Consider the following 24,239-nt stretch of genomic DNA (forward strand, 5'->3'; position numbering starts at 1 on the left):
GGCGTTGCCCGTGGTGCTGGGGTTCCGCTCACCACTGAATTGTACAACGCGACGGACATTACAACAGGACTTGTGTGTATCCTGGTCGCATGAGTGAGAGGAAGATTCGCGAGATGGGCGTCTCCGACGCCCGCGCCAACATGACCGACGTCATCGCCGAAGCGCGGCTCCTCGACGTCGACTTCGTGCTCACTCGCCGCGACAAGCCGCAAGCCGTGCTCATGTCCATCAAGCGGCACAACCAGGCGCTCGCCCACGCGGACGTCATCGCGCAGCTGCGTTCCGTGTTCGATGAGGACACGTCGGTGGCGAACACCTTCCGTGCGCACTACTCGACGCTCTACAACGACGTCATGGCCACCAACTGGGACTGATCGCATCTCCCCTCCTCCCTCTCCTCCGGCCTCGCCTGTGCGGGGCCGTTGCTGTGTCTGCTGCCGCCCGGCATGGGGTGCCGACGTGGTCGTCTGCGGCGATGGGTCAGGGCGTGCCGGGCGGCTGCTGGCCGGCGGTCACGCCGCCTCCCCGAACTCGGCGGCCGTCTCCGGGTGGCGGAGCAGCTCCTGGTAGAGGTGGGCCTTCGTCACGCCGAGGCGTTCGGCGATCTGCTCGATGTCGTGGCCGGTGACGCGCAGGAGTTCGCGGGCGTCGGCGGCGAGGGCGGCCCCGCGCTGGGAGGCGGCGCCCTTGGCGAGGGCGAGCTGCCGGAACCGTTCAGGGCTGGACAGGTGGCGTCGTTCGGCAAGCCACGCCTGGTGGGCGGTTTCGCAGCGGGGGCAGACCGGGATTGCGTTGATCGTGTGCATCCACCAGCCGCGGTCGGTGCCGCACTCCCCAGTCCAGTCGGGGTGTGCGTCGGGGTCGTCGATGGTGTCGGAGTCCCAGGCTTCGGGCCCGGCCCACTGGTGCTTTGCTGCATAGGTGCGGCAGCGGGCGGCGCACCAGGGTTCGACGCCGTAGTCCTCCGCGGTCTTCGCGGACACCTCGTCGTAGAAGTCGCGGACGGCTCGGGCGAGTCGGGCTGTGACCTTGGTGCGGTAGCGCAGCCGTTCGAAGGTTTGTGCGCCGCCGACGTTCACGCGCCGGTGGACTGACTTGGACGGCCAGCCGGCGACCGCGAGGGCCTGCATGCGGCGGCGTGTTCCGGTTCCGTCGACGATGGCCCCGTCTTCGTAGTCGTCGAGGCTCGGCCAGTAGGCGAGGAGTGCTTGCGCGCTCTCGGTGCGGATCTTCACGGCGGGCGGGTAGCCGTCGTTGCCGTACAGCAGGTGCTCAAGGGATCCGATGCTGACGTCGGTGTGTTTGACGATGCCGGCGAGCCCCATGCCGGAGGCTTTGATGGCGAGGACGTGTTCGCGGACGGGCTGGGCGTCGCTCCAGGGCTGCCATTGCCCGTATCCGATGAGCCGGCGGCGGCGTCGCGCCCACCGGTTCTTGGCCTCGCGGACTGCCTGGTCGGTGGTCACGACTCGTTCTCCTTCCTGGCGAGTTCGGGGCAGATCTGCTGGCAGGCGGCGAGCAGCTGCTCGTCACTGCCGGGCTGGTCGGGTTCGGGCCGGGCTTCGAGGGCGGTGATGAGGCGGGCCGCGGTCTGGTCGTTGCGGCTGCGGTAGTCGTCGCGCGGCCAGAGCACCCAGGCGATGACGGTGAGGCCGGCGATCGCGATGCCCCAGGCGGCGAGCCCGGTCCAACGTTCGGCCAGCCACGCCCCCGCGGTGTGCATCGCGGCGTACAGGTCGTGGTTCACGTCCGCCTCCCGCGGAGCTTGCCGAGGATCCAGGCGGCGGCGAGGCAGGCGAGTCCGAGGAGGACTCCGCCGGCGAACGGCCACAGCGCGTTGTCGAGGAAGCGGTCCATCACGCGGCCCTCCCGCTGATCGCCTCGGCGGTGCCGCGCCACCGGCGGCAGGCGCTCTTATCCCGCGCCAACCCGAAGCCGTCGACGCGGACGATGCGGTCGCGGTGGAGGCCGGACATGAGCCGGGCCCAGTCGAACTTCTGGTTGGGCGGCTCGGGCAGGTCGTATTCGCGGGCGATCTTCCAGCAGAGGAAGGGGCGGCCGGTCTTGGCGACCTCGACGAACTTGGGGCGCACCTCGGACTCCCACGCCTCGTAGTCGTCCACGGTGCGGCGGGTCGCGGACGGGGCTGGGGCGGCGAGCTCGGTGCCGTCGAAGGCGGGCTGGATGTGGGTCATGACGCGGCCTCCTCGCCGGGGAGGGCCAGGCCGAGGTGGGCGCGGGCTTCTTTGTCGAGGCCCTGACTGATGGCGAGTTCGCGGGTGTCGTTGATGCGCCAGTCGACGCCCTGTCGGCATCCGAATTCGGTCGTGTCGGACCAGGCGACGACCGTGAACCAGCAGCCGTCGACGAGCCGTCCGAGGACGTTGATGTCGGTGGAGCCGTACCCCTCGGGCGAGGTGGCCCACAGGTTCGCGACCTCGACGATGTGGCCCGGCTCGGGGATCTGGCTTCCCTCGTCGGCGTACTCGTAGAGCGCGTCCCACAGGTACTCGTCGAAGTCGATGCCGTCGGTGTCGAACGGCATGGACAGATCTGCGAGGCGGCCGTACAACGCCTTGTAGTTGGTCATGTGCTACTCCTTGGGGTGAGAGGCCGCCCGCGATTCGCCCGCGGGCGGCCGTTCGCGTGTGCGGGCTACTGCGGGGGCTGCGCGGTCTCGGGCCAGCCGCCGGCGGGTTCGAGCTCTCCGTCGACAGGGCCCTCGTCCTCGTCCGGGTCGGCCGCGTCCAGAGCCGGGGCCGCCGACCCGACCGGCAAGACCGTGTCGGTGCGCTCGGCTGGCATGGTGAGCCGTTCGGCAGATGTGGGCACCCACTTGCCGAGGCGGCGGGCCGCGGTCTTCAGCCACATGGCCTCTTCGTCGGTGCGCCATGGCGAGTAGTCGCTGTCAGCGCCGTCGGACTTGGCCTTGGCCCGGTTGATGTGGGTGCGGGAGAGGACGACGACCTTGGAGGTGGCGCCTCCGGCCATGACCGCGTAGGCGTACACGCCGACGAGGTCGCCGCGGTCGCCGAACCAGTCGACGTTGTGGACGGGCCTCTCGTGCAGGCCGGGCACGTAGTTGAACTGGTCGTTGGCGCGGACGACTTCGACGACGACGGAGGATGCGGCACCCGCGTTGTAGATGAGTTCGACGATGCCCTGGTAGCCGACGATGCCCTGCACCTCGGCGACGCCCTTGCGCTTGATGGGGCGCAGGTAGAACTGTTCGGTGCCGGGCTCCAGGCCGAGGCGGGCCGCGGTCATCAGGGCGGACATGAGGCTGCCCGGGTTGGACTGTGCGGCGGCGGCGAGCTTGGGGTTCTGGCGCAGCGCGCCGACGGCGAGGCGGGCGAAGGTGTCGACCTTGACGTGGCTGGCGGCGACGAGGGCGAGCTCCTGCTTGTACTGCTCGATGACAGCGCCGGGGCCCTGGTCGCGCTTCTCGATGGCGTTGCTGATCTGGCTCATGCGGTGTGGTCCTTTTCGATCTCGATGTAGCAGGCGACGGGGTGGTGGAAGCGGGAGCGGTGGTCGGGGCCGTAGCCGAGCGACACGACGTCTTCGTGGCCGTCGCCGTCGGTGAAGCTCTGGTCGAAGAGGGCGGCGAAGCGGGCCCTGTAGTCGTCGCCCTCGTTTGAGGCGGCGCGGCCTTCCTTGCTGCCGTCGGGCAGGAAGGCGTAGGAGACGTAGCCGTTGAGTGCGGCCGGGATGGGGCCGACGACGAGCTGGCGGAAGTCCTCCGGCAGGGAGGCTCGGAAGGAGTCGATGTCGGGCAGGCCACCGGGCCTGAAGTCGACAGTGGTGACGACGATGACGTCGTGAACGATGGAGCCCATCAGGCGGCTGCTTTCTGCTGATACGGGTTGAGGGATTTGGTGGTGCCGTCGGGCTTGGCGATGCGGTAGGCGATGCGGCGTTCGCCGACGACGGCCCGCCGGCCGGTGCCGATGTGGTCGAGGACGACGCTCTTCGCGGCGGTCAGTTCGGCAGCAGCGGCCTTGGAGGCGGCCTGCGCGTTCTCGTAGCGGGCGGCGTCTTCGGCGGGGATCTCGACGTCGACGTCGTCGAAGTGGTCGGGCTGGACGCGGATCGTCTGGTAGGTGTCGTCCGCCGTGTCGATGGGCGGGCGCACTCCGTCGCGGACCTCTTCGAGGAACTTCACGGCCGCCTCGCGGAGGATCTTCGCCTCGGCCTCGTCGTAGTCGACGACGTATTCGCGGTAGTCCCAGCCGCCGATCAGCAGGGCGAAGCGGGTACGGCGCAGGCCCAGCGTGTCCATCTGCCAGATGACTTGGCAGCGGTACCAGACCGGCACCCCGTCCTCGGCGCCGTCCGGCCCCCAGTCGTCGCCGAACGGGCTGGTCTTCACCTCCAGCAGTTCCTCAGCGCGCTCCGGGATCTCGAACTCGCCTGCGGGCTGCGGGTAGATGAGCCGGTCCGGGGTGGCCCGCTGCCAGGCACGCTCACGGTGCCGCCACGTGCCCGCGGGGGCGGCGAGCCGGCCGGGGTGCTCGTCCTGCCACTTGCCGGCGACCGCATCCTCCAGACGGCTCCCCCACTCGATCGCCGGGGTCATCTCGAACGGTGCGACCCGCAGCCCGGCCTTCTTGTGCCACAGCGTGAAGCGGGACATCCACGGGGAGAGGTTGACGGCGGCGGCGATCTCGGTGGCGGTGATGCACAGTCCGGCGCGGGCCTCGTCCCAGGCTTCCGAGCCGGGGGTGAGGTGGCCGAGCAAGACTCCCTCCGGCGCTGGATAGGGGTGACTGATGGTGCTTTCGGTGCTCATGTGACCTTCCAGAAGGTGTGCTGATGGGTGGCGGGCCGGCCCCGACCGGGGGGGGGGTGCGGGGCCGGCCGCCTCGGATGCCGCGGCGTGGGGGTCGCTGCGGCGGGCTGTGAAGTTGGGGTGGGCCCCGCCGCCGCAGGGGGGGCGTTGGCGGCGGGACCCGGCCGCGGCACGCTGGGGGGAAGTGCGCGCCAGCGGCGGTCTAGGTGAGCCGGACGGGCATGCACACGGCCCGGTAGGTGTCGTCGTCGACCGGCTCGATCAGCACCGGCTTGCGGGGCGTGAACAGCCAGATCCGCACCGGGCCCTCAACGGGGGCGAGCAGTGAGGCGAGGTAGTGCGGGTTGAAGGCGATGGCGAAGTCGTCGACGTCGGCGTCCGCGGCGAGTTCGCTGCTGCCGCGCTGGCCCGCACCGCCGCCCCGGACCGTGGCCTTGCCTTCGGCGAAGGTGATGTTGATCGGGTTCTTGTCCTCGATGACCAGGGCGGCACGGTTCACTGCGGCCAGCAGCTCGGCGGTGTCGACGAGCGCTGAGCCTGCGGCGGCCTCCGGCTTGGGGAAGAAGCCTGCGATGTCGGGGAACTTGCCGGCGATGGTGCGGCTGGTCACCGTTAGGGTGTCGGTGGCCAGCGAGGCGACGGCCCCGTAGGAGTCGGCGAAGCCGAGCTGCACGGGGCGGCCGGCGGTCTGTTTGACGGTGGCCGCGAACTCTCCGGCGGGGATCAGCAGTTCGCCGGCCCGGTCGTTGTCGGGCTGCCACGGCAGGGTGCGGCGCACGATGCGGTACCGGTCCGAAGCCGACACGGTCAGCTGGTCGCCGTCGACGAGGACGTGCACGCCAGCGAAGCCGACGAGGCTGCCCACCGCCTCCTTCATCGGCAGGGTGCACTGGGAGGCATGCCCAACCGCGGCGGCCAGGAGATCCCCGTCGACGCTGCCCGCGGCCCCGGGGGCGTCGGGCAGGGCCGGGTAGTCGCTCACGGGCATCGCTGGCAGTGCGAACGTGGTGCCCGGCGCCGAGACGGTCACCTCGTGCTCGTCGGCGACCACGTCTACGAGGCCGGCCGGGAAGGTGGCGGACACGTCGGCGAGCAGCCGCCCGGACACCAGCGCGGTTCCCGGCTCCAGGATTTCCGCGTCCAGGACGGCCCGGGTGCTGGTCTCGTAGTCGAAGCCGGACAGGGTGACCGCGTCCTCGGTGGCTTCGATGAGGAGCCCGGCGAGGATCGGTGCGATCGGGTTGTTGGGGAGGCGGCGGTGTGCGCGGCGTGCCGCGTCCGCCAGCTCCTTCTGGTCGATGCGGAGTTTCATGCCGCCGCCTCCCCGTCCTCGTCGTCGAAGGCGAACTGGTTGGGGTCGACGGCCGGCGTCTTCGGCTCGGGCATCGTCTCGACGGCGGGCCACGGCTTGGGCTGGCCGCTGCCGGTGACCGCGGTGTCGGGGAACAAGGCGAGCTGGTTGGCGTCCATGACGATCTCCTGGCGGGGTCAGGCGGCCGCGGCCGCGGAAGGGGTGGGGTCTGCCTGCTCGGCCGGCACGTCGTCCATGGCGCGGATCAGCTCGCAGCCGGTGCACTCACAGCGCGACCCGACCTGGCGGTGACCGTGGCCGGCGTGCAGCCGCCGCCCCTCGGCCAGAACCACCTCACGCAGTCGCCGGATCTCACCGTTCAGCTTCTCCACGAGCTGCACGCCCGGGTTCTTCGCGGCGTCTTCGAGGCTCTGGCGGTCGCCGACCATTCCGGACAGCAGCCACTTCGCGTTGTCCGCTGCCGCCTTCAGGTCACGCACCTGCTGGATCGGCGCCCTGCCGTCAACCGGGAGTTCCGAGGCGCGGTGTACGACCTCGTTGATAGGCCGGGCGGAGTTGCGCAGGATCACCTGCAGGTACAGGCCGGCGCGGGCGGTGATGTCACCCTGCGCGGAGGCACGGGCCGCCGCGTACACGGAACGGTCATGCTTGACCTGGTCCTGCAGCAGGCTGCTGTGGTTGTTCTCGTGGCGGCGGGACTCGGCCCAGGCCCGGTCGACCTGGCGCAGCAACAGCTCCGTGTCAGACAGGCTGGTGACGTCCTCGCCGAAGCGGGCGTACTCGTCGCGGATCGCGGCAATACGCTCAACGGCGGATGGTGTGGCGGTCACAGGATCCCTCCATGGGAAACTCGGTGGTGGACCCCTGCCGGCTGGACCCCGGCGGGGTTTCTTCTTGATCAGACGGCGCTGAGCACCGCGTCGCGGGCGCTGTCGTGCGCCGCATCGGAGGCCGTGCAGGCGAGACGCCCACCCCCGAGGTCGGTCCACTCCGAACTGACGGCCCAGTCGGCCGCCAGTTCCGGGGTGTCGAGGCGAAGCTCCCCGTCGTCGACGATGAGTCGCTGCTCGCACACGTCGCATTCGGCGACATGGCAGGTGATCTGTCGGACAGGCATGTGAAGGCTCCTTGTCGGGTTGTCCGCCTGCCGGCCAGGAACGGCACCGGCCGGCAGGCGCGTTCAGGGGGTGGTGACCCGGCCGGGGTCAGTGACGGCCTTTGTCGGCCCGACGCCGAGTGCGGCCCACAGCGGCCGGACGTCGATCGGGGCGGTCGCCTGGTCGGCCGGGTGGCTGGTGTCCCGTTCCATCGCCGGCACGTCGATCCGGTTGGCGTTGGCTTCGGCGGCGAGGTACGGGGCGAGCCGCTCCCGCAGGTAGGCGATCTCGTCCTCGGCGGCCTGGAGGTCTTCGCGGCTGCCGGACAGGTCGATGGCGGCCTGGTCGAAGTCGGCTTCCAGTTGGTTGCGTTCGGCCTTCAGCTCGTCGACTTCGGTGGTCAGCTCGATGACCTTGCAGGTGGTTTCGTCGAGGTCGGCTTCGAGGCGGCGGATCTTCTGCACGAGCTGCCACGGGGTGAGGCCGCGATGCTTGGCCTTCGCCTTCACGTCCTGGAGGAGGCTCACTTCGCCGCCACCCCCCGCACGCTGGCCGCGGTGTCTCGGAGCAGCTTGGCCGCCTCCCGCTTGCCGTGGCCGCGGGCGTCGTTCCAGGTGACGATCGCGGCCTGCTCGATGCGGGCCAGGAGGGCTTCCTCGGCCCGCCACACGAGCAGCGACCGCCCGGTGTAGACGGGGGCGCCGTGGGCGGCGATGTTGAGGGCGGCGGCCCGCTGCACGTGCCGGGGCAGCCAGACCGGGCCGAGCCCGTGCGTCCCCAAGTCCTGGCCGGACATCAGGCACCGCCTGTGAACTCGTCGGGCAGCTCCAGGAGCCCGGCTTCGATGGAGGCGATGACGTCCGGGTCCGTGATCCATGCGGGCACGATCCGGCGGGTGACGCCGAGGGCGGACAGCAGGCCCGGCAGGATCACCGGCTTCGCGTCGTCGGGCATCGCCGGCAGGTCGAGGACGGCCATCACGCGGCCACCCATCCGGCGTCGATGCGTGCGGCGTCGAGACGCAGCTCGTACTCGCGGATCTGGCCCGACGTCCAATCCCGCTCGTCCGGGCCGAACTCGCGGTGGGCCTCGGCCCACACCTTGATGAGCGCGTCCTCGACGACGTCGGCGAGGCGGATCGGGGAGGCCATTCAGACCACCGCCTTGAGCGGCTGCGGCTGCTGCTGGCGCAGCGTCCACGCCTTCAGCTCGGCAACCGCTTCGGCGAGCTCGTCCAGCACGTCGGGGCTGGTGCGGGTGACGGAGATGGCCACGGACTGCCCGGCCTCACCGATGATCAGCTGGGCGCACGGCTTGCCGTCGTGGTCCCGGAAGTGCTTGGTCCGGATCGGCCCGTCGTTCAGGTCGAGGTTGATCCCGCCGTAGATCTCGGCACGGTTCATGAGGTGCTCCTCTGAAGGTTGGTGCCGACGGCCTCGCGCCACTCGTTGAAGTCGTCGAGCGGCATCCCGCCGCCGTCCGCCTCGGTCCCGTGGTCGTTAAGGGCTGTCGCCGCGGCGAGAGCGAGGGTGGCGTGAACCTGGGCGGCGTCCACGAGGTTGCGGCTGAGGTCGGCGTAGTCGCGGCTCGCAGCGCGCCGCAGCAAACCCTCGGCGGTGCGGTAGTGCTCGGGTCCGGTCACGACTGGCCCTCCTCGGGCGTGGTGGTGGGTGCGAGGAACGCCCGCAGGCGGGCGGCGGAGGCTTCGGCGAGCTGCTCGCGCTGCCGGGCAACCAGGTCGTTCATCTGCTGCTTCAGGCGGGTGCTGGGCACATCCGCGGCCTCGATGCGCGGGGCCGGGGTGATCGGGCTGGCGTGACCGAACGGCACCGGCAGGGCGCCCGCGAACTCGACGGGGATGTCCAGGGGTGTGGCCGGGCGGGTCATCGGGCCACCGCCTTGGGTAGGCCGGCCAGGGCGTCAGCCCACGCCAGGTCGTTGCCGGTCCCCACGAAGCGGGCCTCAACCCGGGCGCCGAACTCGGTCAGTTCGTAGCGGGCCTCGAACGAGCCGGCCGGGGTGTACGCCGACCGCTGCGTCGACGTCTTCACGTAGGCGCTGCTGATGTAGTCGACCGCGCCCTCGGCGCTCTGCGACGAGTTGTACTCGCCGACCGGCTGCCACACGCCCGGGTTCGCGCGGCATGCGGCGGCCACGGTGAAGTGGTTGATGTGATTGCGGCGGGTCATGCGGCCACCGCCTTACGGGCGGCGTCGTACTGGCCGATCGCCCACACGGCGGCGTGGCACTGGTAGACGAAGTGGTAGTTCAGCTTGTCGACGTCCCACTCGGTGAAGTCGTCGAAGTCGAAGCCGCTCACACGCTGGAGCCGGACAGTGTGCTTCTTGCCGTCCGCCTTGTGGTCGTAGTACTTCCAGAGCGCCACCGAGTCGTAGGAGCCCTCGTCGCTGGTGGTGCCGCACGAGCACTCAGCCCGGTACTTCACCTCGTGCTCGAACCCGTTGACGAGCTCGAATGCCGTGTCCTTGGTGTCCAGCAGGTGGCTGTCGAGGATCTCCTCGCGGACCGCCGCCTCCAGGCCCTCCGGCGCCCAGTCGTCCCGGATCGCCTCCGCGACCCGCTCGTTGATCTGGGCCTCCATCCGGCTGCGGTCGTACTCGCGGACCGAGTCGGTACCGTTGACCAGCTTCGACGACCAGGAGCCCGCATCGGCCCGCAGGCCTCGCAGCCAGTCGAACATGTCCTTGGTGTCGTTGCCGTACCGCTCGAAGTGGTACGAGCCGTGCGAGCCGGCGACGAGCAGGTTGTACGGCCACGTCACGACGATCAGACGGTTCATGGTCTTCGGGGCGGCGAACTCGATGTGACGGAACAGGCCGTCCTCGCGCTGCTCCTTGAGCTTGGCCTCGGCGAAGTCGGAGGCGAAGTGGCGGGCGATCTCTGCGTAGTCGCTCATGCCGTCACCTCGTCCTGGGTTCCGGCCGCGATCCGCAGGCCCATCTCGACCTCGAACAGCGAGGCAGCCTTCACGTGGTCCGGCTCCGTGGACTGCATGAACTGCAGGCGCTGGACAGCCACAGCCATCGCGGCCTGCAACGCGGCGAGCTCGGCCTGCTGCTTGGCGTGGGCCGTCTCGGCTGCGTGCTCCGGGGAGAAGACCTGCGTGCCGTACTTCTGGGCGGTGGCGCACGGCCAGCCGGTGACCTCGCCTTCCTCCCAGCAGACCGCGCACAGCCACGAGTTCGGCACACCGCAGCCGTCGAAGACGGGGACGTGGAAGCGGGCCGGAAGCTTCTCGTTGTCCTCCAGCGAGAAGCCCGCGAGGAGCTCGTAGTGCGGGTGGTCCGGGGCTTGCAGCAGGGTGGCCCGCCGCGCGCAGCCATCGTGCTCGACCGGCTCACCGGCGGCGACATTGCCGCGGCACGTGCCGCACGCGGACGGGTCGGCGTGGCTGCTCTTCGCGGCCAGGTGCTTGGCGCGGGCCTCGACCCAGAACGGGTCCATGTCCGGGTAGTCAGTCATGCCGCACCGTCCAGGGTGAGCGTGGTGGGGTACTTGGCGGCGTACTTGCGGGCCCAGGTCAGCTCGAACACGGGCCGGTGGCGCTCCGTCCACGCCTTCGTCCTGCGCACCGAACCGTTCGGCAGCTCCGACTGACGCTCCTGCGGAGCCTCAACACCCAGCTCCGTGCAGATCTCGATCGCGTACCGGCCGAACCACGACTGCACCGACTCGATGTCCTTGCGCTTCAACCCCAGCGCCTTCAGGAAGTCCGGCACGTACAGGGGGACATCGAGCGGGTCGACCTCCGGCTCCTCGCCCAAGGCACGGGCAGCGACGAGGCGGCCCTTCGTCTCCAGCCACTCCGGCGAGACGATCCCGGAGAGGATCGACAGCACCTCGGCCTGCTGCTTGGCGCGGGAAATCAGGGAGTCAAGCTGGTTCTCGGTGGCGCGGGGGTTGATCGCGCCGCCCTCGGTCCAGTAGGCGTTGACCGCGGAGGTCGTCTCCTTCTGGTAGGCGACGAGCGTCTCGCGGACGTCCTCGGCGACCTTGTTCTCGTTCACCGTGGCGAGCCACATGAGGAAGGTGCGGACGTCCACCACGGCCATGCGATAGGTCTTGCCATCGGCGCCAGTTGTGGGGATATCCCTACGACTGGCCCACGAGCGGTCGCGAAGCTTGCGGAGCTGGGTGGAGTAGTCGAGGCCGATCGCCTCGACCGCGGGGCGGAACACCACGTGCGGCTCGCCGTCGACCAGAACGGTCTGAACGGAGCCGGCAGTGAGATCGAGTTTCACGACCTCGTGCGACGATGTGGACAAGGTCCACTCCTGTTCTCTACGGGATGTGTGGGTGGATCGGCGGCTCTAGGGCCGCGGCGCCCCTGCTGCCGGTGTGCACCCGGCGGTCGGGGCGTTTGCCGTCTCAGGCAGCCTTGTTGAACGGCTGGACCGTGAACTGCTCGGAGATGGCCCGGATGTTCATGCCGGAGAACCAGATGCGGTTGCCGTTGTTCACATGCTCGACCTGGCGGGCGAACGCCATCTTCTTGAGCTTGTGCTTCTCGAACGGAAGCCACTGGGCGGCCTCGGCCGGCGTGTAGTGGAAGTAGGCGCCTTCCGGCGTGCCCGGCGCGGGGATGCCCTCGCGGATCTGGTCCCAGGTGGGGGGCTTCCTGCGGACGGGGGCGTGGGGGGCGCTGTCGCGGATGGGTGCGTCAGTCGTGGCCTGGGGGGTGGTCACGGGGTCTCCTTGTGGGTGATGTCGTTGGGGGTGACACCCAGCGCGTCCGCCACGATTTCGATGTTGGTGTCGCTCAGGCCGGCGAGTCCGCGTTCGACGCGGGACAGATGCGACCTGTGGATCCCCGTCTTGGCGGAGAGCGTGCGCAGGCTCATATTGAGAGCCCTCCTTCTGTAGCGGATAGCGCTGGAGTGCGGTCTCACGCCTCAAAACCTAGCCACATGGAGAGCCTTCGGCAAGCCTCAGGAGAGCTTTGGTGGCACTTTTTTAGAGCTGTCGATGCTTCAGATGTCACCGACGTGCCGGTACGTACTGCACGCCCCATGCAACCCAAACGCTCTGTTTGTGCGCTCATCCGCAGGTCAAAAGGCCGGAACACGGCTAGGTGGTTGCATGGCGGTAGTGCATGATGTGGAGACATGGAGTCAGAGCGAGACTGGGAACGGCTGGGCAACGCCTTCGCCGACGCGCGCAAAGCAGCCGGCCTCACGCAGGTCGAGGTCGCACAGCGCCTGTCCGTGACCCGGACGCCGATCCAGGCCGTCGAGCGCGGCAGGCAGCCGAACGGCAACCCGTTCAACAAGATCACCGCAACGATGCGCGCCTACGCGCGTCTTGTCGGCTGGACTGAGGACTCCCCCGCACGCATCCTCCGCGGGGAGGAGCCAGAACAGGCCACGCGCCCCGATTCGGGTGCGGAGTCCGAGTCGGCTTCCGATCTCCCGATGGCCGTGCAGCGCGAACTGCGCTCCGGGCGCACCCTCGACCACGCCGTCGTCAACCTCGGCAGCGAGGCCGATGACGACACCAGGCTCATCGTCGTCCTCCAGGGCGGAGAGGACATGACGGAGGAAGAGATCGACGCAGCCTGGGAGAAATGGCGCAAGACTCGACGTCACCTTCAGGCAATCCCCGGCGAAACAGACACCCCCCAGGAAACCTGAGGCAATTCCGGCCTCAGACGGTCGACGGTGACTCAAAACTGTGCTTCGATGCACGGACCGTCACCGAGGGGGGGCACTGCTCGGATCGGGGAAGAGCATGTGGGTCATGCAAGTTGAGCGCGTCCAGGGGGAGTACCGAGACCCCGAAATCATCGATCTGGAAGACGGCACCGGCTGCCTGTTCAAAATTCACGAGTCGGACATCAGCGAGGACGGCACGAAGATGCTTGCCGACCTCCTCACTGAACAAGCCCAGCGCTGGGCCCCCCGGCCGGCCGACGAGGTCGGACCCGTCATCCCCGTGCACTGGGACTGCGTGCCGGACCTTCCCGAGCCCTTCGCCATAGGAGTCGACGACGGGCCGGACGCCATCATCTACACCGTGGACTCGTCCATCCTCAGCCAGCGCGCCGGCGACTATCTCGGCAGACTCGACACCGAACGGTCGCCCCACTGGCAGCGTGTACCCAAGGGCTACCACGACGACGTCAAGTAGCCGAGCGCGAGGGGGCACCGTGGCCTACGCCGAGAAGGTCTACAAGGTCAAAGACGGAAAGAAGACCACCAAATACACCTGGCGCGCCAGGTACAAGAGGCCCGACGGCACATGGGGCAGCGAGCCCGGATTCCCCACCAAGGGAACCGCGGAGAAGTGGGGCGAAGAGCAGGAAGCCGCCATCCGAGCCGGCCGCTGGGTCGACCCCGTGCTTTCACGCAAGACATTCGGCGAGTTCACCGAGGAGTGGATGGCGGCACAGAGGCCGCGCGGCCAGACCGTCATGAATCGGCGAGAGCGGCTGACGCAGACCATCCTGCCGCACTGGCGGCATGTTCCGCTGATCTCCATCACCTGGTTCGAAGTGGAGGCGTGGGCCCGCACTCTGACGTGCGCTCACGTCACTACGAAGATCTGCGTGCGGCTCATGTCGCAGATCCTCAAGGGCGCGGTCGACGCGCGCTACCTGGCCGTCAACCCCCTTCAGGGGCGCCGCCTCAGCGGCCTGCCCGCGGAGACGGCCAAGAAGAGGAAGACCGAGCACGAGGAGATGTGGGCCCGGCCCGAGGAAGTCCTCCAGATGGCGCGGCGGATGGGGCCGGTCGATGGGCTGCTGGTCGTAGCCGTCGCCTTCCTCGGCCTGCGGGTGGAGGAAGCGCTGGGGCTGCGGCGCCACAACACCCTGCTTGAGCGCAGGCAGCGGCACGATGACGGCGTGTTCACCTGCCCCACCGTGCGGATCGACGGGGACACGGGGGCGCTCGTCGAGTACTACAAGTACGGCGAGGACGGCCGCCGCATCAAGTTCCGGGGGCTGGAGCCGCTCAAGAACGAGCAGAGCGCACGGGCCATTGACGTGCCTCCGTTTCTGGCCGGCCTGCTGGATGCGCGGCTGAAGGACTGGCCGCACGACTTCGTCTTCGCCCGCGCGGACGGCAGCTGGTGGCCGCGCGGGACGTTGCAGGAACTGATTCGCAAGGTCGCGGACGGGCGCCCGGGCGAAGGCGCCAGGGCGTGGTCCCCCATCAAGCCGGGCTTGTCGCTGCGGGATCTGCGGCACTCGCACGACACCTATCAGGCCCAGATCGGGGTGAAGCCCGTATTGGCCTTCGAGCAGGCGGGGCATAAGTACCCTGGCATCAAAGGCACGTATCAGCATGCGACGCCGTTGATGCGGCAGGAGCGGCTGGACGGCCTGCAGGAGCTGTTCGAGAGGGCGTTGAGGAGTCTGGGGTGGCGGGAGATCTGGGAGAGTTGATCTCCAGAATATCTCCTAAATGATCTCCAGCGGACGCCTCAGACCTTGTCCCGCAAGGCAAGTCAGGCCGTGCGGGTGTCTCAATACGAGACACCCGCTCGTTGTGTAGGGGTCCGTGCCGTGCGGGGCGGTCCATGCGGGTTCCCGTGCGGGGCGGTCGTTGCGAGTTCTCACGCAGGGCGGTCGTTGCGCGTTCAACTGCACCCGTTACGGTGGATACCTCGTGACCACCACAGAGCCGTCGCCCGCAGTCCACGCCCTCCCGCCGCTGGGAGTGGCGCGGGAACGCTTCCTGTCCGGGCGGCCGGTGCCCGAGTGGGTACCGGAGGAGGTGCTCGCGGCCTGGCGCCGGGCTCGGTTCTTCGGTGTGCCCCGCGACCTGGGAGAACCCTCCGCTCCCCCGCCCCGGCCCGGCGACTCGCCCCTGCTCGGCGCCGCCCGGCCCGTGCTCGAACGGATCGCCCCCGCCCTGGGCCCCGGCCCCTCGGTCCTCCTGCTGACCGACGCACGGCTGCGGGTGCTGTGGACGTCCGGCGCGGCTCCCGGGCTGCCCCCGTGCCCGGGCCTGTCCGAGCAGGAGGTCGGCCACAACAGCGCGGCACTCGCGCTGCGCGACCGGCGCCGGGCCGAGGTGCACGGACCCGAGCACTTCCTGGACGTCTGGCAGGACGTGTCCGCGGTCAGCGTTCCCGTGCTGGCACCGAAGAGCGGCCACGCGCTCGGCACCCTCACCGTCGCCTGCCGGCTGTGCGGCGGCCGCCCGCCGCATCCGCAGGCGGCTCTCGCCGAGGCCGCCGCCACCGCGGTGGAGGCCGAACTGCTCGCCCGGGCGGGACGCCCCGAACAGCTGCTCCTCGACGCCTACTTGCGGGCCACACGCGGTGAGGACCGTGCGGTGGCCGCGCTGGACGGCCGCAACCGGCTGCTCAGCGCGGCGGCGGAACGGCTGGCGACCGAGGAGGTGCTGCGAGCCCTCGAACGTACGGCGATGACGGCACGGCACTCGGACCCGCCACCGGCCGCCGCACTGCCCGAGGATGCCGGGTGCACGGCCCGGATCGAGGTGGTACGGCAGGACGGCGCGGTCCTCGGGATCGTGGCCGTCCTGGAATCACGGATCGAGACCGCACCGCGGCCCCGGCCACGCACCCTCCCCGCCCTGGCCGGCTCCTCCCTTCCCTGGCGGTACGCCGTCGAGCGCGCCGCCGACCTGGCCGGCTCGCTGGAGCCGATGCTGCTGACCGGCGAGCGCGGCACGGGCAAGACCACGCTGGCCCGCGAGTTGCTGGGGCAGTCGCCCGTCCAGGTCGTCGACGCCGCCGAAGCCGGCTCGCTCGAAGGGGACTTGGGGCGCTGGGCCGCACGGGGTCCGCTGCTGCTGCGGCACGCGGAGCGGCTGACACAACCCGCCGTGGCCGCGCTGAACTCCCTGCTCGACGCGCACCCGGACGCCCGGCTGCTGGTCACCCACACGCCCGGCACCCCGCCCGGACCGTGCCTCCAGCGCCTCCTCGACAAGCTGGCCGCCCGCTCGGTCACTCTGCCACCGCTGCGTGAACGCGCCGAGGACATCAGGGAGTTGCTGACGGCCCTGGCGCCCCGACCCGCGCCGGGCAGCCCGCCGCTCACCTGGACCCTGGACGCCGTGCGCGCGCTCGAACAGCATCCGTGGCCCGGGAACGTCACCGAACTCGCCCATGTCGTGCAGGCGTTGGCGGAACACCGGCGATCCTCCGGACCGGTCCGCCGGGCCGAGCTGCCCGACCCCGTGCGCGAAGGACCCGCCGTCCGCCCGCTCAGCCCGATGGAGCACGCCGAGCGCGCCACGATCCTCGAGACCCTGCACCGCCACGGCGGCAACAAGTCCCGCGCGGCGGCGGCCCTGGGCATCGGCCGGGCGACGCTGTACCGCAAGCTGCGGGAGTACGAGGGCTGAGGCCCGTCAGGGGCGGGAGGTACCGCAGGGGCAGGGGTGCCGCGGGGGCGGGGGGTGCCGCGAGGGCGGAGGTGCCGCGAGGGCGGAGGTGCCGCGAGGGCGGAGGTGCCGCGGGGGCGGGAGGTGCCGCAGGGACGGAGGTGCCGAGGACTTGCCGCGTCGATCGGCGGGGCGGCGCACCGGGTCACAGCGAGGCTGCATACCGTAGGGGGAGATCACCACCTGCCCGGGAGCACGCATGTCCGGTAGCCGTCGTAAGACACCCGGCGACGCCTTCGACGCCATCGAGCCCCCCGGCGACGCCGAGGTGGTCGTCGGTGTGGTGTCGGTGACCGTCCTCGTGGAGGCCCTCGGCGTGCTGTCGGGGTCCGAGGTGTGGCTCCTCGGGCTCCTGGTGTTCCTGCCGGGCGCGGCCTCGGCGCTGGGCACGGTCCGGCAGACGACGTTCGTCGCCGTGTGGACCACGATCGTCGTCACCGTCAGTGTGCTGCTGCGGGACCGGGAGGCGGGCCACTGGTTCGACCGGCTCCTGCTGATCCTGTTCACCGTGGGCCTGGCCGCGACCTCGGTCTACGGCTGTCACCGGCGGATCAGGCGCGAGGAGGCGATGCTGCGGCTGCGGTCCACCGCCGCGGCGATGCAGCGGCACATCCTGCACCCGCTGCCCCTGCTCACCGACGACGTCCTGGTCAACGGTGTGTACGAGCCGCTCCAGGAGGACCGGCTCGTCGGCGGCGACATCTACGACGTCGTCGCGTCACCGTTCGGGACCCGGGTGCTGATCGGGGACGTGCAGGGCAAGGGGCTGACCGCGGTGGGCGCGGCGTTCGCCGTCATCGGCGCCTTCCGCGAGGCCGCCCACCGCGAGCCCACCCTCACCGCGCTCGTGGACGCCCTGGACGCGGCGGTCGTACGGCACAACTCCTACGCCACGGACACCGGTGACGACGAACGCTTCGTCACCGCGCTCGTCATCGGGGTCGACGCGGAGATGGAGGTGCAGGCCGTCAACTGCGGGCACGTCCTGCCGTACGTCCTGTACGACGGCAAGGTCAGCGCCCTGGAGCTCGAGGCGGGTGTCCCGCTGGGCCTGGCGGAACTCGCCGCCGAACCCACGACCGTCGGCTGGTTCGACTTCCCCGTGGGCGCGACGCTGCTGCTGAGCACGGACGGCCTGACCGAGACGCGGTCCGCGGACGGCACGTTCTACCCGGTCGACGAGGCGCTGACGAAGTACGTCGACTTCTCCCCCACCGAGCTGCCGCAGGCCCTGCACGAGGACGCCCGCACGTTCGCCGGGCGGGGCGGCCAGCAGGACGATGTGGCGGTGCTGACGGTGCGGCGGTCGCGGCGGCATTGAGGGGGTGGGGCTGTGAGGTGGCGCGGGCTGTGAGGCCCGTAGCATCGGGTCCATGGACAAGCCTCCGCTGCCGGCCGACGGTTCTCTCGACGCGGAGGCGGACGCGTTCCAGCGGCTGCGGCCCCGGCTGTTCGGGATCGCCTACCGGATGCTGGGCAGTGTGTCCGAGGCCGAGGACGTGGTGCAGGACGCGTGGCTGCGGTGGCAGGGCGCCGACCGGGCCGGGGTGCTGAATCCCGGGGCGTTCCTCGCGAAGACCACGACCCGGCTGGCGATCAACGTGGCCCAGTCGGCCCGGGTGCGGCGCGAGGCGTACGTCGGTCCGTGGCTGCCGGAGCCCGTGGACACGAGCGTGGACCCGCTGGTCGGCGCGGAGCGCGGCGAGGCGCTGGAACTGGCCGTGCTGCTGGTCCTGGAGAAGCTGAATCCGGTGGAGCGGGCGGCCTATGTGCTGCGGGAGGCGTTCGACTATCCGTACGACGAGATCGCGGGGATCGTCCGGCTCAGCCAGGCCAATGTGCGGCAGATCGTCAGCCGGGCCCGCAAACGGCTGTCCGCGGAGCGTCGTGAACGGGTCGGGGCGGCGGAGCACCGACGGCTCCTCGACGCCTTCGTCGCGGCGGCGCGGGACGGTGACGTGGCCGGGCTGGAGAGCGTGCTGTCCGCCGATGTCGTCGCCTACGCGGACGGCAACGGGCTGCGGGGTGTGGCGCGACTGGAGGTGGTGGGCGCGGGGCGGGTCGCGAAGATCAGCGCGTTCGTCAGGAAGTTCCTCCCCGGCGCCGAGTTCGCCTTCACCGAGGCCAACGGCCTGCCCGGCCTGCTGCTCCGCAGGAACGGCGAGACCGTCGGCCTGGTGAGCGCGACGGTGGGCCCGGACGGCATCGACGGCCTGTACTGGGTCCTGGCACCGGAGAAGCTGCGGGCGTACGAGAGGTCTTCGGGACGGGTGCGGGCCGGGAGGGGCTGAGCGTCCGGGGGCGGAGGGTGGAGGGTGGTTCGGCCGGGGGGACTGGTGGTCCTTGGGGGCGGCGAGCTGGGCTGACCTGGATGGGTCGGCGGAGCCCGCCTGGCAAGGCCGAGCTGAGCTGATCAGCGCTGGTCAGGGCTGGCACAGGCCGAGCCGGGCAAGACTGGTCTAACCCGAACCCGGCCCGCCTGAACCGGCTGCCCTCAGACCGGCTGACCTGGACCGCCCTCGGCCGCCCTCAGACCAGCTGACCACGACCGCCCTCGCCCCCCCTCACCCGGCTGGCCAGAACCCGCGCGGCCTGGGCCGCCCGTCCTGGACCCGCACCGGCCTGAGCCCCCGCTGCCCCGACCCGGCCGTACTGCCCTGGGCGGACCTCACCACCCGGCCCAGCCACCTCCCCCCTCCCCCTCCTCCTCCGCCTCCGCCCTCCTCCCCCGCCTGCCCCCAGTCAGTCCCCGCCGAGAAGCCAGGTCTCGTAGCGGGTCGGGGCCGTCGGGACCGTGGGGGTGCCCGTCAGGATGCCGTCCGGGATGCCCGCGAACATGCCCGCGCTCTGGTCGGTGACGACACGGCGGCCGTCCGGCTGGGCCGCGAGGGTCAGTTCGGCGAGCCGGTCGAGGCGGTGGATCTCGGGGCCGGCCAACTGCCGCAGCCCGTTCACCGGTTCGCCCTGCGCCGCCTCGGCGACCACCGCGGCGACGTCCGCGGCGGCGATCGGGCGCAGCTGGGTCGAGGGCAGGTGCACGTCCCGCCCCTGGGTGGTCAGGTCCATCACGGGCGCGACGAACTCGAAGAACTGGGCCACCCGCACGATCGTGAAGGGCACACCGCTCGCCCGTACGGCGTCCTCCTGCGCGACCTTGGCCAGGTAGTAGCCGAGGCCGGGCACCTGGTCGACGCCGATGATGGAGAGCGCCACATGGTGGCGGACCCCGGCCTCCTGTTCCGCGGCCGTGAGGTTCCGCATCGCGCGCGTGAAGAAGTCGTGGGCGGCCTCCTTCTCGAAGGACGGGGAGTTCGCCACGTCCACCACCACGTCCGCGCCCTTGAGGACGTCCGTGAGCCCTTCCCCGGTGAGCGTGTCCACGCCCGTGCTCGGCGCGGCGGCCACCGCCTCGTGGCCGTTGTCCTCAAGCAGGCGCACCACCTGCGATCCGATGCGCCCGGTGCCTCCGATGACGACGATCTTCATCTCTGTCTCCCTCTCGTGTCCGGGTCTCCCCGGCGACGGGATCCCTCGGTGACGGAACCCCTCGGTGACAGGACAGGGCAGCGGCGGAATCTGTGACAGGAGACGAAATACTCCGCAATCTGAACAACTCCACAGGGCTCCCACGTTGTTCAAGGGTGAAGTAACCAGGCGACCCAGAACCGTGAGGCCATCTTGTCGAAGACTCCGTCCGCAGCCCGCCTGGGCGGCCTGGGGACCCGCAACTGGCGCGTGGCCAGAAAACTCCAGGCCATCCTTCTCATCCCGGTGCTCATCGCGCTCGTGCTCGGCGGCATCCGGGTCACCCGCTCGGTGAACACCTGGCAGGACGCCGACCAGGCGGTCCGGGTGGCGGAACTGGTCCAGGCGGCCAACAAGTACGCCAACGACGCCATCAACGAACGCGACGTGTCGGTCATCCCCCTGCTCAGGGGCGACCGGACGTCGAGCGTGGTGACCCGGGCCCGGGCCGTCACCGACGCGGACGCGAAGCTGTTCGACGAAGCGGTGCGGCGGATGCCGCAGACCCCCGGCCTGCTGCGCCGCGTCGCGCTCGTCCGCGCCGGCGAGCAGCAGCTCGCGTCGGTGCGCGCTAACGCCTTCACCGCGCGGATGACCGGCGTGCAGACCGAGGAGAGCTACCACGCCGTCCAGCACCCGCTGATGGAGATATCCAACGAGCTGGGCTACGGCAGCACCAACCAGGCCAGCTACGGCCGCACCCTTTACTCCGTCTCGCTCACACAGGCCGCCGAGTCCCTGATCCGGGCGATCGGCACCCACCTGCTGACGGAGGACCGCTCGCAGCTCGCGCCGGGTGAACTCCAGTCCCTGCTCGGCTCGTTCAGCTCCTACGTCTACCTCGAACAGGTCGGCCTCCAGGAGTACGCGGGCGCCGGCACCGGTGACGACATGACCCGGCTGCGCAAGGCCCTGACCGACGCGGAGCGACGGGGCAAGGAGCAGGTGGCGACGGCCCAGGGACAGGCCGAGGCGGCCGGAAGGACCTTCGTGGTCCCGCCCGGCCTGGCGAAGATGAACAGCGAGATCGCTTCGGGCAGGTCCCCGGCGCAGCTCGCCGCGCAGGGCATCACGCCCGAGACCTTCTTCGCCGCGTCCACCCTCAGCTTCGACGCCTATCGCAGCGTCGAGGTCCAGCTCACCGACACGGCCCTCGCGAACAGCCGCAGCATCGCCGACGACGCCCGCAACGACGCCGTCGTCAACGCCGTGCTGGTGCTGGCCGCGGTGCTGGTCGCCTTCCTGCTCGCCGCGTGGGTGGCCCGGACGATGAGCACCAGCATGCGCCGGCTGAGCGCCTCGGCCCACGAGATCGCCGAGCAGCGGCTCCCCGCACTGCTGACCCAGCTCACCCGGGCCATACCCGGCCGGGTCGAGTCCGAGGTGGCACCGATCCCGATCACCACCACGGACGAGATCGGCGAGGTCGCCCGCGCCTTCGACCACGTGCACCGCGAGGCCGTGCGGCTCGCCGCCGAACAGGCCCTGCTGCGCGCCAACATCAACACGATCTTCAGCAACCTGGCCCGTCGCAACCAGTCCCTGATCGAACGCCAACTCGCCCTGATCACCAACCTGGAGGGCAAGGAGGCCGACCCCGACCAGCTGGCCAACCTGTTCAAGCTGGACCATCTCGCCACCCGGGTCCGCCGCAACGGCGAGAACCTGCTCGTGCTGGGCGGCGAGACCCCCGCCCAGCAGTGGAACCAGCCGCTGCCCCTGGTCGACGTCATCCGGGCGGCGGCCTCGGAGGTCGAGCAGTACGAGCGCATCGAGCTGTCGGGGGTCCCGGAGACCGAGATCCACGGCCGGGCCGTCACCGACCTGGTGCACCTGCTCGCCGAACTCCTGGAGAACGCGACGACGTTCTCCTCGCCGCACTCCCAGGTCCGGGTCACCGCGGCGCGGCTGCCCGACGGGCGGATCATGGTCGAGATCCACGACCGGGGCATCGGACTGCCACCCGAGAACCTGGCCGACATCAACCACCACCTGGCCGAACCGCCCACCGTGGACGCCTCGATCTCCCAGCGCATGGGCCTGTACGTGGTCGGCCGGCTGGCGGACCGGCACGGCGTCCGCGTCCAGCTGCGCCCGGGCGACCAGGGCCAGGGCACGACCGCGCTGGCGATGCTGCCCGACACGATCACCTACCGGGCCCCGGGAGCCGCCCCCGACCCCGACACGCTGGCCCTGGCCGCCGTCCCCGACACCGGGCGCCCGGAAACCTTCGGCCAGGGCTTCGAGGCATGGGACGACGAGCCGACCCGTCCGAGGCAGCGCTGAGGGCCGGCGCGGCACGCCATGCCGTGGTCGACGCAGGCGCACGGTGGGGAACGTCCTGGTCTCGAACCCGGTCGTGCCCCTCCCGGGCGGTGAGCACGATAGGTTCCGCGTCTGGGAACTTACGGAGGTGTTGTGGGCGAGCAGGACGCTCAGAGGGAGATCACGACCGCGAAGCAGGCGGCCGACGACGCGCTGGTCCTCGCGTTCGGGCGGTTGCAGGGCGCCGCGAACCGGCTGGAGTACCTCCTGGGCCGGCGGATAGAGGAGGAGTGCGGGATCAGCCACCTGATGTTCGAGGTGCTGCTGATCCTGGGCCGGGCGGGCGAGCCGGGGATGTCGATGCGGGCCATCGGCCAGGAGCAGGTGCTCAGCACGGGCGGCGCGACCCGCCTGGTGGACCGCATGGAGGCGGCGGGTCTCGTGCTGCGCGTCACGGACCCGGACGACCGGCGCGGGCGCCTGGTGCGCCTGACACCCCTGGGCGAGGAGACCGTCGTACGCGCGGCCCGGCTGCACGTCGAGAACATCAAGCGGTACTTCCTGAACCCGCTGCCCGCGGATCACCGGGAGCGCTTCGCGGAGGACCTGCGGATCCTCAGCCACTCGGCCCGGGACGCCCTGCCGCAGCTGCCCTGACGAGGCTCCGGGCGGGGGGCGAGCGGGGGCGGTACGGCCGGGTCCGGAGCGGGGGCCCTGAGACGCGCGTCACTCGATCGAACCCCTCCGCGTTGAAATATCTGACGAGTCAGATAATGTTCTCAGGGGTGAGTGCCCGCACCAGGTGGGCGCCTCGTCCCCCGAGGTCCTCGATGAAGCTCGTCTACGTCTTCGATGCCTACTGCGGCTGGTCCCACGGTTTCTCCGCCACCCTGCGCGAGACCGTCTCCCGGCACCCCGAACTGCCGGTCGAGGTCGTCTCCGGCGGCCTGTTCACCGGTGGCCGCCGGGTCCCGATCCGCGAGTTCGGCTACGTCCAGGGGGCCAACGCCCAGATCGCCGCACAGACCGGCGCCCGCTTCGGCGAGGGCTACGAGCGACTGATCGCCGACGGCTCGTTCGTGATGGACTCCGAGGCCGCCGCCCGCGGTGTCGCGGCCCTGCGCCGGGTGGCCCCCGACCGTGCGGTGGAACTGGCCACCGCGCTCCAGCAGGCCTTCTACGTCGACGGACTGAGCCTGTCCGACCCCGCCACCTACCGCAGGCTCGCCGAGCAGGCCGGTCTCGACGCCGATGCCGTGGTGACCGCGTTCGAGAGCCCCGAGGGTGCCGGTACGGCGGCGGACGACTTCCACCGCGCGGCCGAACTCGGCGTCACCGGCTTCCCCACGCTCCTGGCCGTGGACGGCGGGCACGTCGTCCCGCTGGCCCTCGGACACGCCACCGCCGACGACGTGGACCGGCGTCTCACGGCCTTCGAAGCCACCCGCACCTCCTCATCCCGCAACTAGGAGACCGCCATGAGCACCCTCGATTTCAAGGTCCTCGACCTGGACTTCCCGGCCGGCAGCAAGAACAAGACGGCCACCCTGGTCACCGGTGAGAACGAAGCACTGCTGGTGGACGCCGCCTTCACCCGCGCCGACGGCCACCGCCTGGTCGCCGAGATCCTCGACTCCGGCAAGACGCTGACCACCGTCTTCGTCTCCCACGCCGACCCCGACTTCTACTTCGGCGCCGAAGTCATCGCCGACGCCTTCCCCGAGGCCACGTTCGTCGCCACCCCCATCGTCATCGAGCACATCGCCCACTCCTACGAGGGCAAGCTCAAGGCCTGGGCAGCACTCGGCCCCAACCTCCCCACCCGCCTGGTCACCCTGCAGCCGCTGACCGGCGACCTCACCCTGGAG

At 70.6% G+C, this 24,239-nt stretch carries 36 protein-coding genes; 11 read left to right on the top strand and 25 right to left on the bottom strand.

The window, feature by feature from the left end; all coding sequences use genetic code 11:
• The first annotated feature begins 89 nt into the window (after positions 1-89).
• The gene (locus H295_RS0109415; protein WP_078616604.1) at positions 90-374 is read left to right on the top strand and encodes a type II toxin-antitoxin system Phd/YefM family antitoxin; all 285 of its coding nucleotides are present in this window, start codon (positions 90-92) and stop codon (positions 372-374) included.
• A gap of 138 nt (positions 375-512) precedes the next feature.
• On the opposite strand, the gene H295_RS0109420 is transcribed toward H295_RS0109415, so the two are convergent.
• The 24 genes from H295_RS0109420 to H295_RS45340 all read right to left on the bottom strand — a co-directional run bounded on the left by H295_RS0109420 (position 513) and on the right by H295_RS45340 (position 12,111).
• On the bottom strand, positions 513-1,466 hold the full coding sequence (locus H295_RS0109420; protein ID WP_020135106.1) for a hypothetical protein: 954 nt from the start codon (positions 1,464-1,466) through the stop codon (positions 513-515).
• On the bottom strand, positions 1,463-1,747 hold the full coding sequence (locus H295_RS0109425) for a hypothetical protein (protein WP_020135107.1): 285 nt from the start codon (positions 1,745-1,747) through the stop codon (positions 1,463-1,465). Before H295_RS0109425 ends, H295_RS0109420 begins: the two co-directional genes overlap by 4 nt.
• Positions 1,748-1,856: 109 nt before the next feature.
• The gene (locus H295_RS42995) at positions 1,857-2,195 is read right to left on the bottom strand and encodes a hypothetical protein (RefSeq protein WP_020135109.1); all 339 of its coding nucleotides are present in this window, start codon (positions 2,193-2,195) and stop codon (positions 1,857-1,859) included.
• Positions 2,192-2,590, bottom strand: coding sequence for a hypothetical protein (locus H295_RS0109440; RefSeq protein WP_020135110.1), 399 nt, complete (start codon positions 2,588-2,590; stop codon positions 2,192-2,194). The genes H295_RS42995 and H295_RS0109440 overlap by 4 nt, the downstream gene beginning before the upstream one ends.
• A gap of 65 nt (positions 2,591-2,655) precedes the next feature.
• On the bottom strand, positions 2,656-3,471 hold the full coding sequence (locus H295_RS0109445) for a recombinase RecT (RefSeq protein WP_020135111.1): 816 nt from the start codon (positions 3,469-3,471) through the stop codon (positions 2,656-2,658).
• Positions 3,468-3,839, bottom strand: a complete 372-nt coding sequence (locus tag H295_RS43000; protein WP_020135112.1) for a hypothetical protein — start codon at positions 3,837-3,839, stop codon at positions 3,468-3,470. Before H295_RS43000 ends, H295_RS0109445 begins: the two co-directional genes overlap by 4 nt.
• The gene (locus H295_RS0109455) at positions 3,839-4,792 is read right to left on the bottom strand and encodes a YqaJ viral recombinase family protein (RefSeq protein ID WP_051135522.1); all 954 of its coding nucleotides are present in this window, start codon (positions 4,790-4,792) and stop codon (positions 3,839-3,841) included. The genes H295_RS43000 and H295_RS0109455 overlap by 1 nt, the downstream gene beginning before the upstream one ends.
• A 202-nt stretch (positions 4,793-4,994) precedes the next feature.
• Complete coding sequence (gene dnaN / locus H295_RS0109460) at positions 4,995-6,104, bottom strand: DNA polymerase III subunit beta (RefSeq protein ID WP_020135114.1); 1,110 nt, start codon at positions 6,102-6,104, stop codon at positions 4,995-4,997.
• A complete protein-coding gene (locus H295_RS47165) occupies positions 6,101-6,262 on the bottom strand; it encodes a hypothetical protein (protein ID WP_020135115.1) in 162 nt (53 codons plus the stop codon). The genes dnaN and H295_RS47165 overlap by 4 nt, the downstream gene beginning before the upstream one ends.
• Positions 6,263-6,280: 18 nt before the next feature.
• Positions 6,281-6,934 carry a hypothetical protein gene (locus H295_RS0109470; RefSeq protein ID WP_020135116.1) on the bottom strand — a complete coding sequence of 218 codons (654 nt, stop codon included), beginning with the start codon at positions 6,932-6,934 and terminating at the stop codon, positions 6,281-6,283.
• 68 nt (positions 6,935-7,002) lie between these two features.
• Entirely contained in the window at positions 7,003-7,221 is a 219-nt protein-coding gene (locus tag H295_RS0109475; RefSeq protein ID WP_020135117.1) for a hypothetical protein, read from the bottom strand.
• A gap of 63 nt (positions 7,222-7,284) precedes the next feature.
• Positions 7,285-7,728, bottom strand: coding sequence for a hypothetical protein (locus H295_RS0109480; RefSeq protein WP_020135118.1), 444 nt, complete (start codon positions 7,726-7,728; stop codon positions 7,285-7,287).
• On the bottom strand, positions 7,725-7,997 hold the full coding sequence (locus H295_RS0109485) for a DUF6197 family protein (protein WP_020135119.1): 273 nt from the start codon (positions 7,995-7,997) through the stop codon (positions 7,725-7,727). The genes H295_RS0109480 and H295_RS0109485 overlap by 4 nt, the downstream gene beginning before the upstream one ends.
• The gene (locus H295_RS0109490; protein WP_158691035.1) at positions 7,997-8,194 is read right to left on the bottom strand and encodes a hypothetical protein; all 198 of its coding nucleotides are present in this window, start codon (positions 8,192-8,194) and stop codon (positions 7,997-7,999) included. Before H295_RS0109490 ends, H295_RS0109485 begins: the two co-directional genes overlap by 1 nt.
• Positions 8,179-8,352 carry a hypothetical protein gene (locus H295_RS47170; RefSeq protein WP_020135121.1) on the bottom strand — a complete coding sequence of 58 codons (174 nt, stop codon included), beginning with the start codon at positions 8,350-8,352 and terminating at the stop codon, positions 8,179-8,181. The genes H295_RS0109490 and H295_RS47170 overlap by 16 nt, the downstream gene beginning before the upstream one ends.
• Positions 8,353-8,604, bottom strand: coding sequence for a hypothetical protein (locus tag H295_RS0109500; protein WP_020135122.1), 252 nt, complete (start codon positions 8,602-8,604; stop codon positions 8,353-8,355).
• Positions 8,601-8,843: a hypothetical protein gene (locus H295_RS43005; RefSeq protein ID WP_020135123.1), complete on the bottom strand. Its 243-nt coding sequence runs from the start codon at positions 8,841-8,843 to the stop codon at positions 8,601-8,603. The genes H295_RS0109500 and H295_RS43005 overlap by 4 nt, the downstream gene beginning before the upstream one ends.
• Positions 8,840-9,088: a hypothetical protein gene (locus H295_RS0109510; RefSeq protein ID WP_020135124.1), complete on the bottom strand. Its 249-nt coding sequence runs from the start codon at positions 9,086-9,088 to the stop codon at positions 8,840-8,842. Before H295_RS0109510 ends, H295_RS43005 begins: the two co-directional genes overlap by 4 nt.
• Entirely contained in the window at positions 9,085-9,390 is a 306-nt protein-coding gene (locus H295_RS0109515; protein ID WP_020135125.1) for a hypothetical protein, read from the bottom strand. Before H295_RS0109515 ends, H295_RS0109510 begins: the two co-directional genes overlap by 4 nt.
• The gene (locus H295_RS0109520) at positions 9,387-10,118 is read right to left on the bottom strand and encodes a hypothetical protein (protein ID WP_020135126.1); all 732 of its coding nucleotides are present in this window, start codon (positions 10,116-10,118) and stop codon (positions 9,387-9,389) included. Before H295_RS0109520 ends, H295_RS0109515 begins: the two co-directional genes overlap by 4 nt.
• Positions 10,115-10,684, bottom strand: coding sequence for a hypothetical protein (locus H295_RS0109525; RefSeq protein WP_020135127.1), 570 nt, complete (start codon positions 10,682-10,684; stop codon positions 10,115-10,117). The genes H295_RS0109520 and H295_RS0109525 overlap by 4 nt, the downstream gene beginning before the upstream one ends.
• Entirely contained in the window at positions 10,681-11,487 is an 807-nt protein-coding gene (locus tag H295_RS0109530; RefSeq protein ID WP_078616605.1) for a phage antirepressor N-terminal domain-containing protein, read from the bottom strand. Before H295_RS0109530 ends, H295_RS0109525 begins: the two co-directional genes overlap by 4 nt.
• Positions 11,488-11,590: 103 nt before the next feature.
• On the bottom strand, positions 11,591-11,908 hold the full coding sequence (locus H295_RS0109535) for a hypothetical protein (protein WP_020135129.1): 318 nt from the start codon (positions 11,906-11,908) through the stop codon (positions 11,591-11,593).
• Positions 11,905-12,111 (bottom strand): helix-turn-helix domain-containing protein, encoded by a 207-nt coding sequence (locus H295_RS45340; RefSeq protein WP_028809210.1) that lies wholly within the window; start codon positions 12,109-12,111, stop codon positions 11,905-11,907. Before H295_RS45340 ends, H295_RS0109535 begins: the two co-directional genes overlap by 4 nt.
• A 216-nt stretch (positions 12,112-12,327) precedes the next feature.
• Here H295_RS45340 and H295_RS0109545 point away from each other — a divergent pair, with 216 nt between their 5' ends.
• From H295_RS0109545 to H295_RS0109570, 6 genes are all read left to right on the top strand, one after another.
• The gene (locus H295_RS0109545; protein ID WP_020135131.1) at positions 12,328-12,852 is read left to right on the top strand and encodes a helix-turn-helix transcriptional regulator; all 525 of its coding nucleotides are present in this window, start codon (positions 12,328-12,330) and stop codon (positions 12,850-12,852) included.
• A gap of 106 nt (positions 12,853-12,958) precedes the next feature.
• A complete protein-coding gene (locus H295_RS0109550) occupies positions 12,959-13,348 on the top strand; it encodes a hypothetical protein (protein ID WP_158691036.1) in 390 nt (129 codons plus the stop codon).
• Between the two features lie 19 nt (positions 13,349-13,367).
• Complete coding sequence (locus tag H295_RS0109555) at positions 13,368-14,606, top strand: hypothetical protein (protein ID WP_020135133.1); 1,239 nt, start codon at positions 13,368-13,370, stop codon at positions 14,604-14,606.
• Positions 14,607-14,829: 223 nt separating this feature from the next.
• The gene (locus H295_RS0109560; RefSeq protein WP_020135134.1) at positions 14,830-16,542 is read left to right on the top strand and encodes a sigma-54-dependent Fis family transcriptional regulator; all 1,713 of its coding nucleotides are present in this window, start codon (positions 14,830-14,832) and stop codon (positions 16,540-16,542) included.
• A 238-nt stretch (positions 16,543-16,780) separates the two neighbouring features.
• Entirely contained in the window at positions 16,781-17,902 is a 1,122-nt protein-coding gene (locus H295_RS0109565) for a PP2C family protein-serine/threonine phosphatase (RefSeq protein ID WP_020135135.1), read from the top strand.
• Between the two features lie 52 nt (positions 17,903-17,954).
• Positions 17,955-18,872 (top strand): RNA polymerase sigma-70 factor, encoded by a 918-nt coding sequence (locus H295_RS0109570; RefSeq protein ID WP_020135136.1) that lies wholly within the window; start codon positions 17,955-17,957, stop codon positions 18,870-18,872.
• A gap of 451 nt (positions 18,873-19,323) precedes the next feature.
• Here the strand turns inward: H295_RS0109570 and H295_RS0109575 are convergent, their stop codons facing one another.
• Positions 19,324-20,067 (bottom strand): SDR family oxidoreductase, encoded by a 744-nt coding sequence (locus H295_RS0109575; protein WP_020135137.1) that lies wholly within the window; start codon positions 20,065-20,067, stop codon positions 19,324-19,326.
• A gap of 192 nt (positions 20,068-20,259) precedes the next feature.
• On the opposite strand from H295_RS0109575, the gene H295_RS0109580 reads away from it, so the two are divergent.
• The 4 genes from H295_RS0109580 to H295_RS0109595 all read left to right on the top strand — a co-directional run.
• On the top strand, positions 20,260-22,392 hold the full coding sequence (locus H295_RS0109580; protein ID WP_020135138.1) for a nitrate- and nitrite sensing domain-containing protein: 2,133 nt from the start codon (positions 20,260-20,262) through the stop codon (positions 22,390-22,392).
• Between the two features lie 132 nt (positions 22,393-22,524).
• Positions 22,525-23,028 (top strand): MarR family winged helix-turn-helix transcriptional regulator, encoded by a 504-nt coding sequence (locus H295_RS0109585; RefSeq protein ID WP_020135139.1) that lies wholly within the window; start codon positions 22,525-22,527, stop codon positions 23,026-23,028.
• 173 nt (positions 23,029-23,201) lie between these two features.
• Positions 23,202-23,840, top strand: a complete 639-nt coding sequence (locus H295_RS0109590; protein WP_020135140.1) for a DsbA family protein — start codon at positions 23,202-23,204, stop codon at positions 23,838-23,840.
• A gap of 9 nt (positions 23,841-23,849) precedes the next feature.
• A partial coding sequence (locus tag H295_RS0109595) for an MBL fold metallo-hydrolase (protein WP_020135141.1) occupies positions 23,850-24,239 on the top strand: 390 nt, incomplete at its 3' end.

Source organism: Streptomyces sp. 351MFTsu5.1 (genome assembly GCF_000383655.1).
Classification (GTDB): domain Bacteria; phylum Actinomycetota; class Actinomycetes; order Streptomycetales; family Streptomycetaceae; genus Streptomyces; species Streptomyces griseorubiginosus.

Bases quoted from the DNA above. Each gene is read 5' to 3' on its own strand.
- H295_RS0109415 (WP_078616604.1), top strand. From the start codon at position 90: ATGAGTGAGAGGAAGATTCGCGAGATGGGCGTCTCCGACGCCCGCGCC.
- H295_RS42995 (WP_020135109.1), bottom strand. From the start codon at position 2,195: ATGACCCACATCCAGCCCGCCTTCGACGGCACCGAGCTCGCCGCCCCA.
- H295_RS0109440 (WP_020135110.1), bottom strand. From the start codon at position 2,590: ATGACCAACTACAAGGCGTTGTACGGCCGCCTCGCAGATCTGTCCATG.
- H295_RS0109445 (WP_020135111.1), bottom strand. From the start codon at position 3,471: ATGAGCCAGATCAGCAACGCCATCGAGAAGCGCGACCAGGGCCCCGGC.
- H295_RS43000 (WP_020135112.1), bottom strand. From the start codon at position 3,839: ATGGGCTCCATCGTTCACGACGTCATCGTCGTCACCACTGTCGACTTC.
- H295_RS0109455 (WP_051135522.1), bottom strand. From the start codon at position 4,792: ATGAGCACCGAAAGCACCATCAGTCACCCCTATCCAGCGCCGGAGGGA.
- dnaN (WP_020135114.1), bottom strand. From the start codon at position 6,104: ATGAAACTCCGCATCGACCAGAAGGAGCTGGCGGACGCGGCACGCCGC.
- H295_RS47165 (WP_020135115.1), bottom strand. From the start codon at position 6,262: ATGGACGCCAACCAGCTCGCCTTGTTCCCCGACACCGCGGTCACCGGC.
- H295_RS0109475 (WP_020135117.1), bottom strand. From the start codon at position 7,221: ATGCCTGTCCGACAGATCACCTGCCATGTCGCCGAATGCGACGTGTGC.
- H295_RS0109485 (WP_020135119.1), bottom strand. From the start codon at position 7,997: ATGTCCGGCCAGGACTTGGGGACGCACGGGCTCGGCCCGGTCTGGCTG.
- H295_RS0109490 (WP_158691035.1), bottom strand. From the start codon at position 8,194: ATGGGTGGCCGCGTGATGGCCGTCCTCGACCTGCCGGCGATGCCCGAC.
- H295_RS47170 (WP_020135121.1), bottom strand. From the start codon at position 8,352: ATGGCCTCCCCGATCCGCCTCGCCGACGTCGTCGAGGACGCGCTCATC.
- H295_RS0109500 (WP_020135122.1), bottom strand. From the start codon at position 8,604: ATGAACCGTGCCGAGATCTACGGCGGGATCAACCTCGACCTGAACGAC.
- H295_RS0109510 (WP_020135124.1), bottom strand. From the start codon at position 9,088: ATGACCCGCCCGGCCACACCCCTGGACATCCCCGTCGAGTTCGCGGGC.
- H295_RS0109515 (WP_020135125.1), bottom strand. From the start codon at position 9,390: ATGACCCGCCGCAATCACATCAACCACTTCACCGTGGCCGCCGCATGC.
- H295_RS0109520 (WP_020135126.1), bottom strand. From the start codon at position 10,118: ATGAGCGACTACGCAGAGATCGCCCGCCACTTCGCCTCCGACTTCGCC.
- H295_RS0109525 (WP_020135127.1), bottom strand. From the start codon at position 10,684: ATGACTGACTACCCGGACATGGACCCGTTCTGGGTCGAGGCCCGCGCC.
- H295_RS0109545 (WP_020135131.1), top strand. From the start codon at position 12,328: ATGGAGTCAGAGCGAGACTGGGAACGGCTGGGCAACGCCTTCGCCGAC.
- H295_RS0109550 (WP_158691036.1), top strand. From the start codon at position 12,959: ATGCAAGTTGAGCGCGTCCAGGGGGAGTACCGAGACCCCGAAATCATC.
- H295_RS0109565 (WP_020135135.1), top strand. From the start codon at position 16,781: ATGTCCGGTAGCCGTCGTAAGACACCCGGCGACGCCTTCGACGCCATC.
- H295_RS0109570 (WP_020135136.1), top strand. From the start codon at position 17,955: ATGGACAAGCCTCCGCTGCCGGCCGACGGTTCTCTCGACGCGGAGGCG.
- H295_RS0109575 (WP_020135137.1), bottom strand. From the start codon at position 20,067: ATGAAGATCGTCGTCATCGGAGGCACCGGGCGCATCGGATCGCAGGTG.
- H295_RS0109590 (WP_020135140.1), top strand. From the start codon at position 23,202: ATGAAGCTCGTCTACGTCTTCGATGCCTACTGCGGCTGGTCCCACGGT.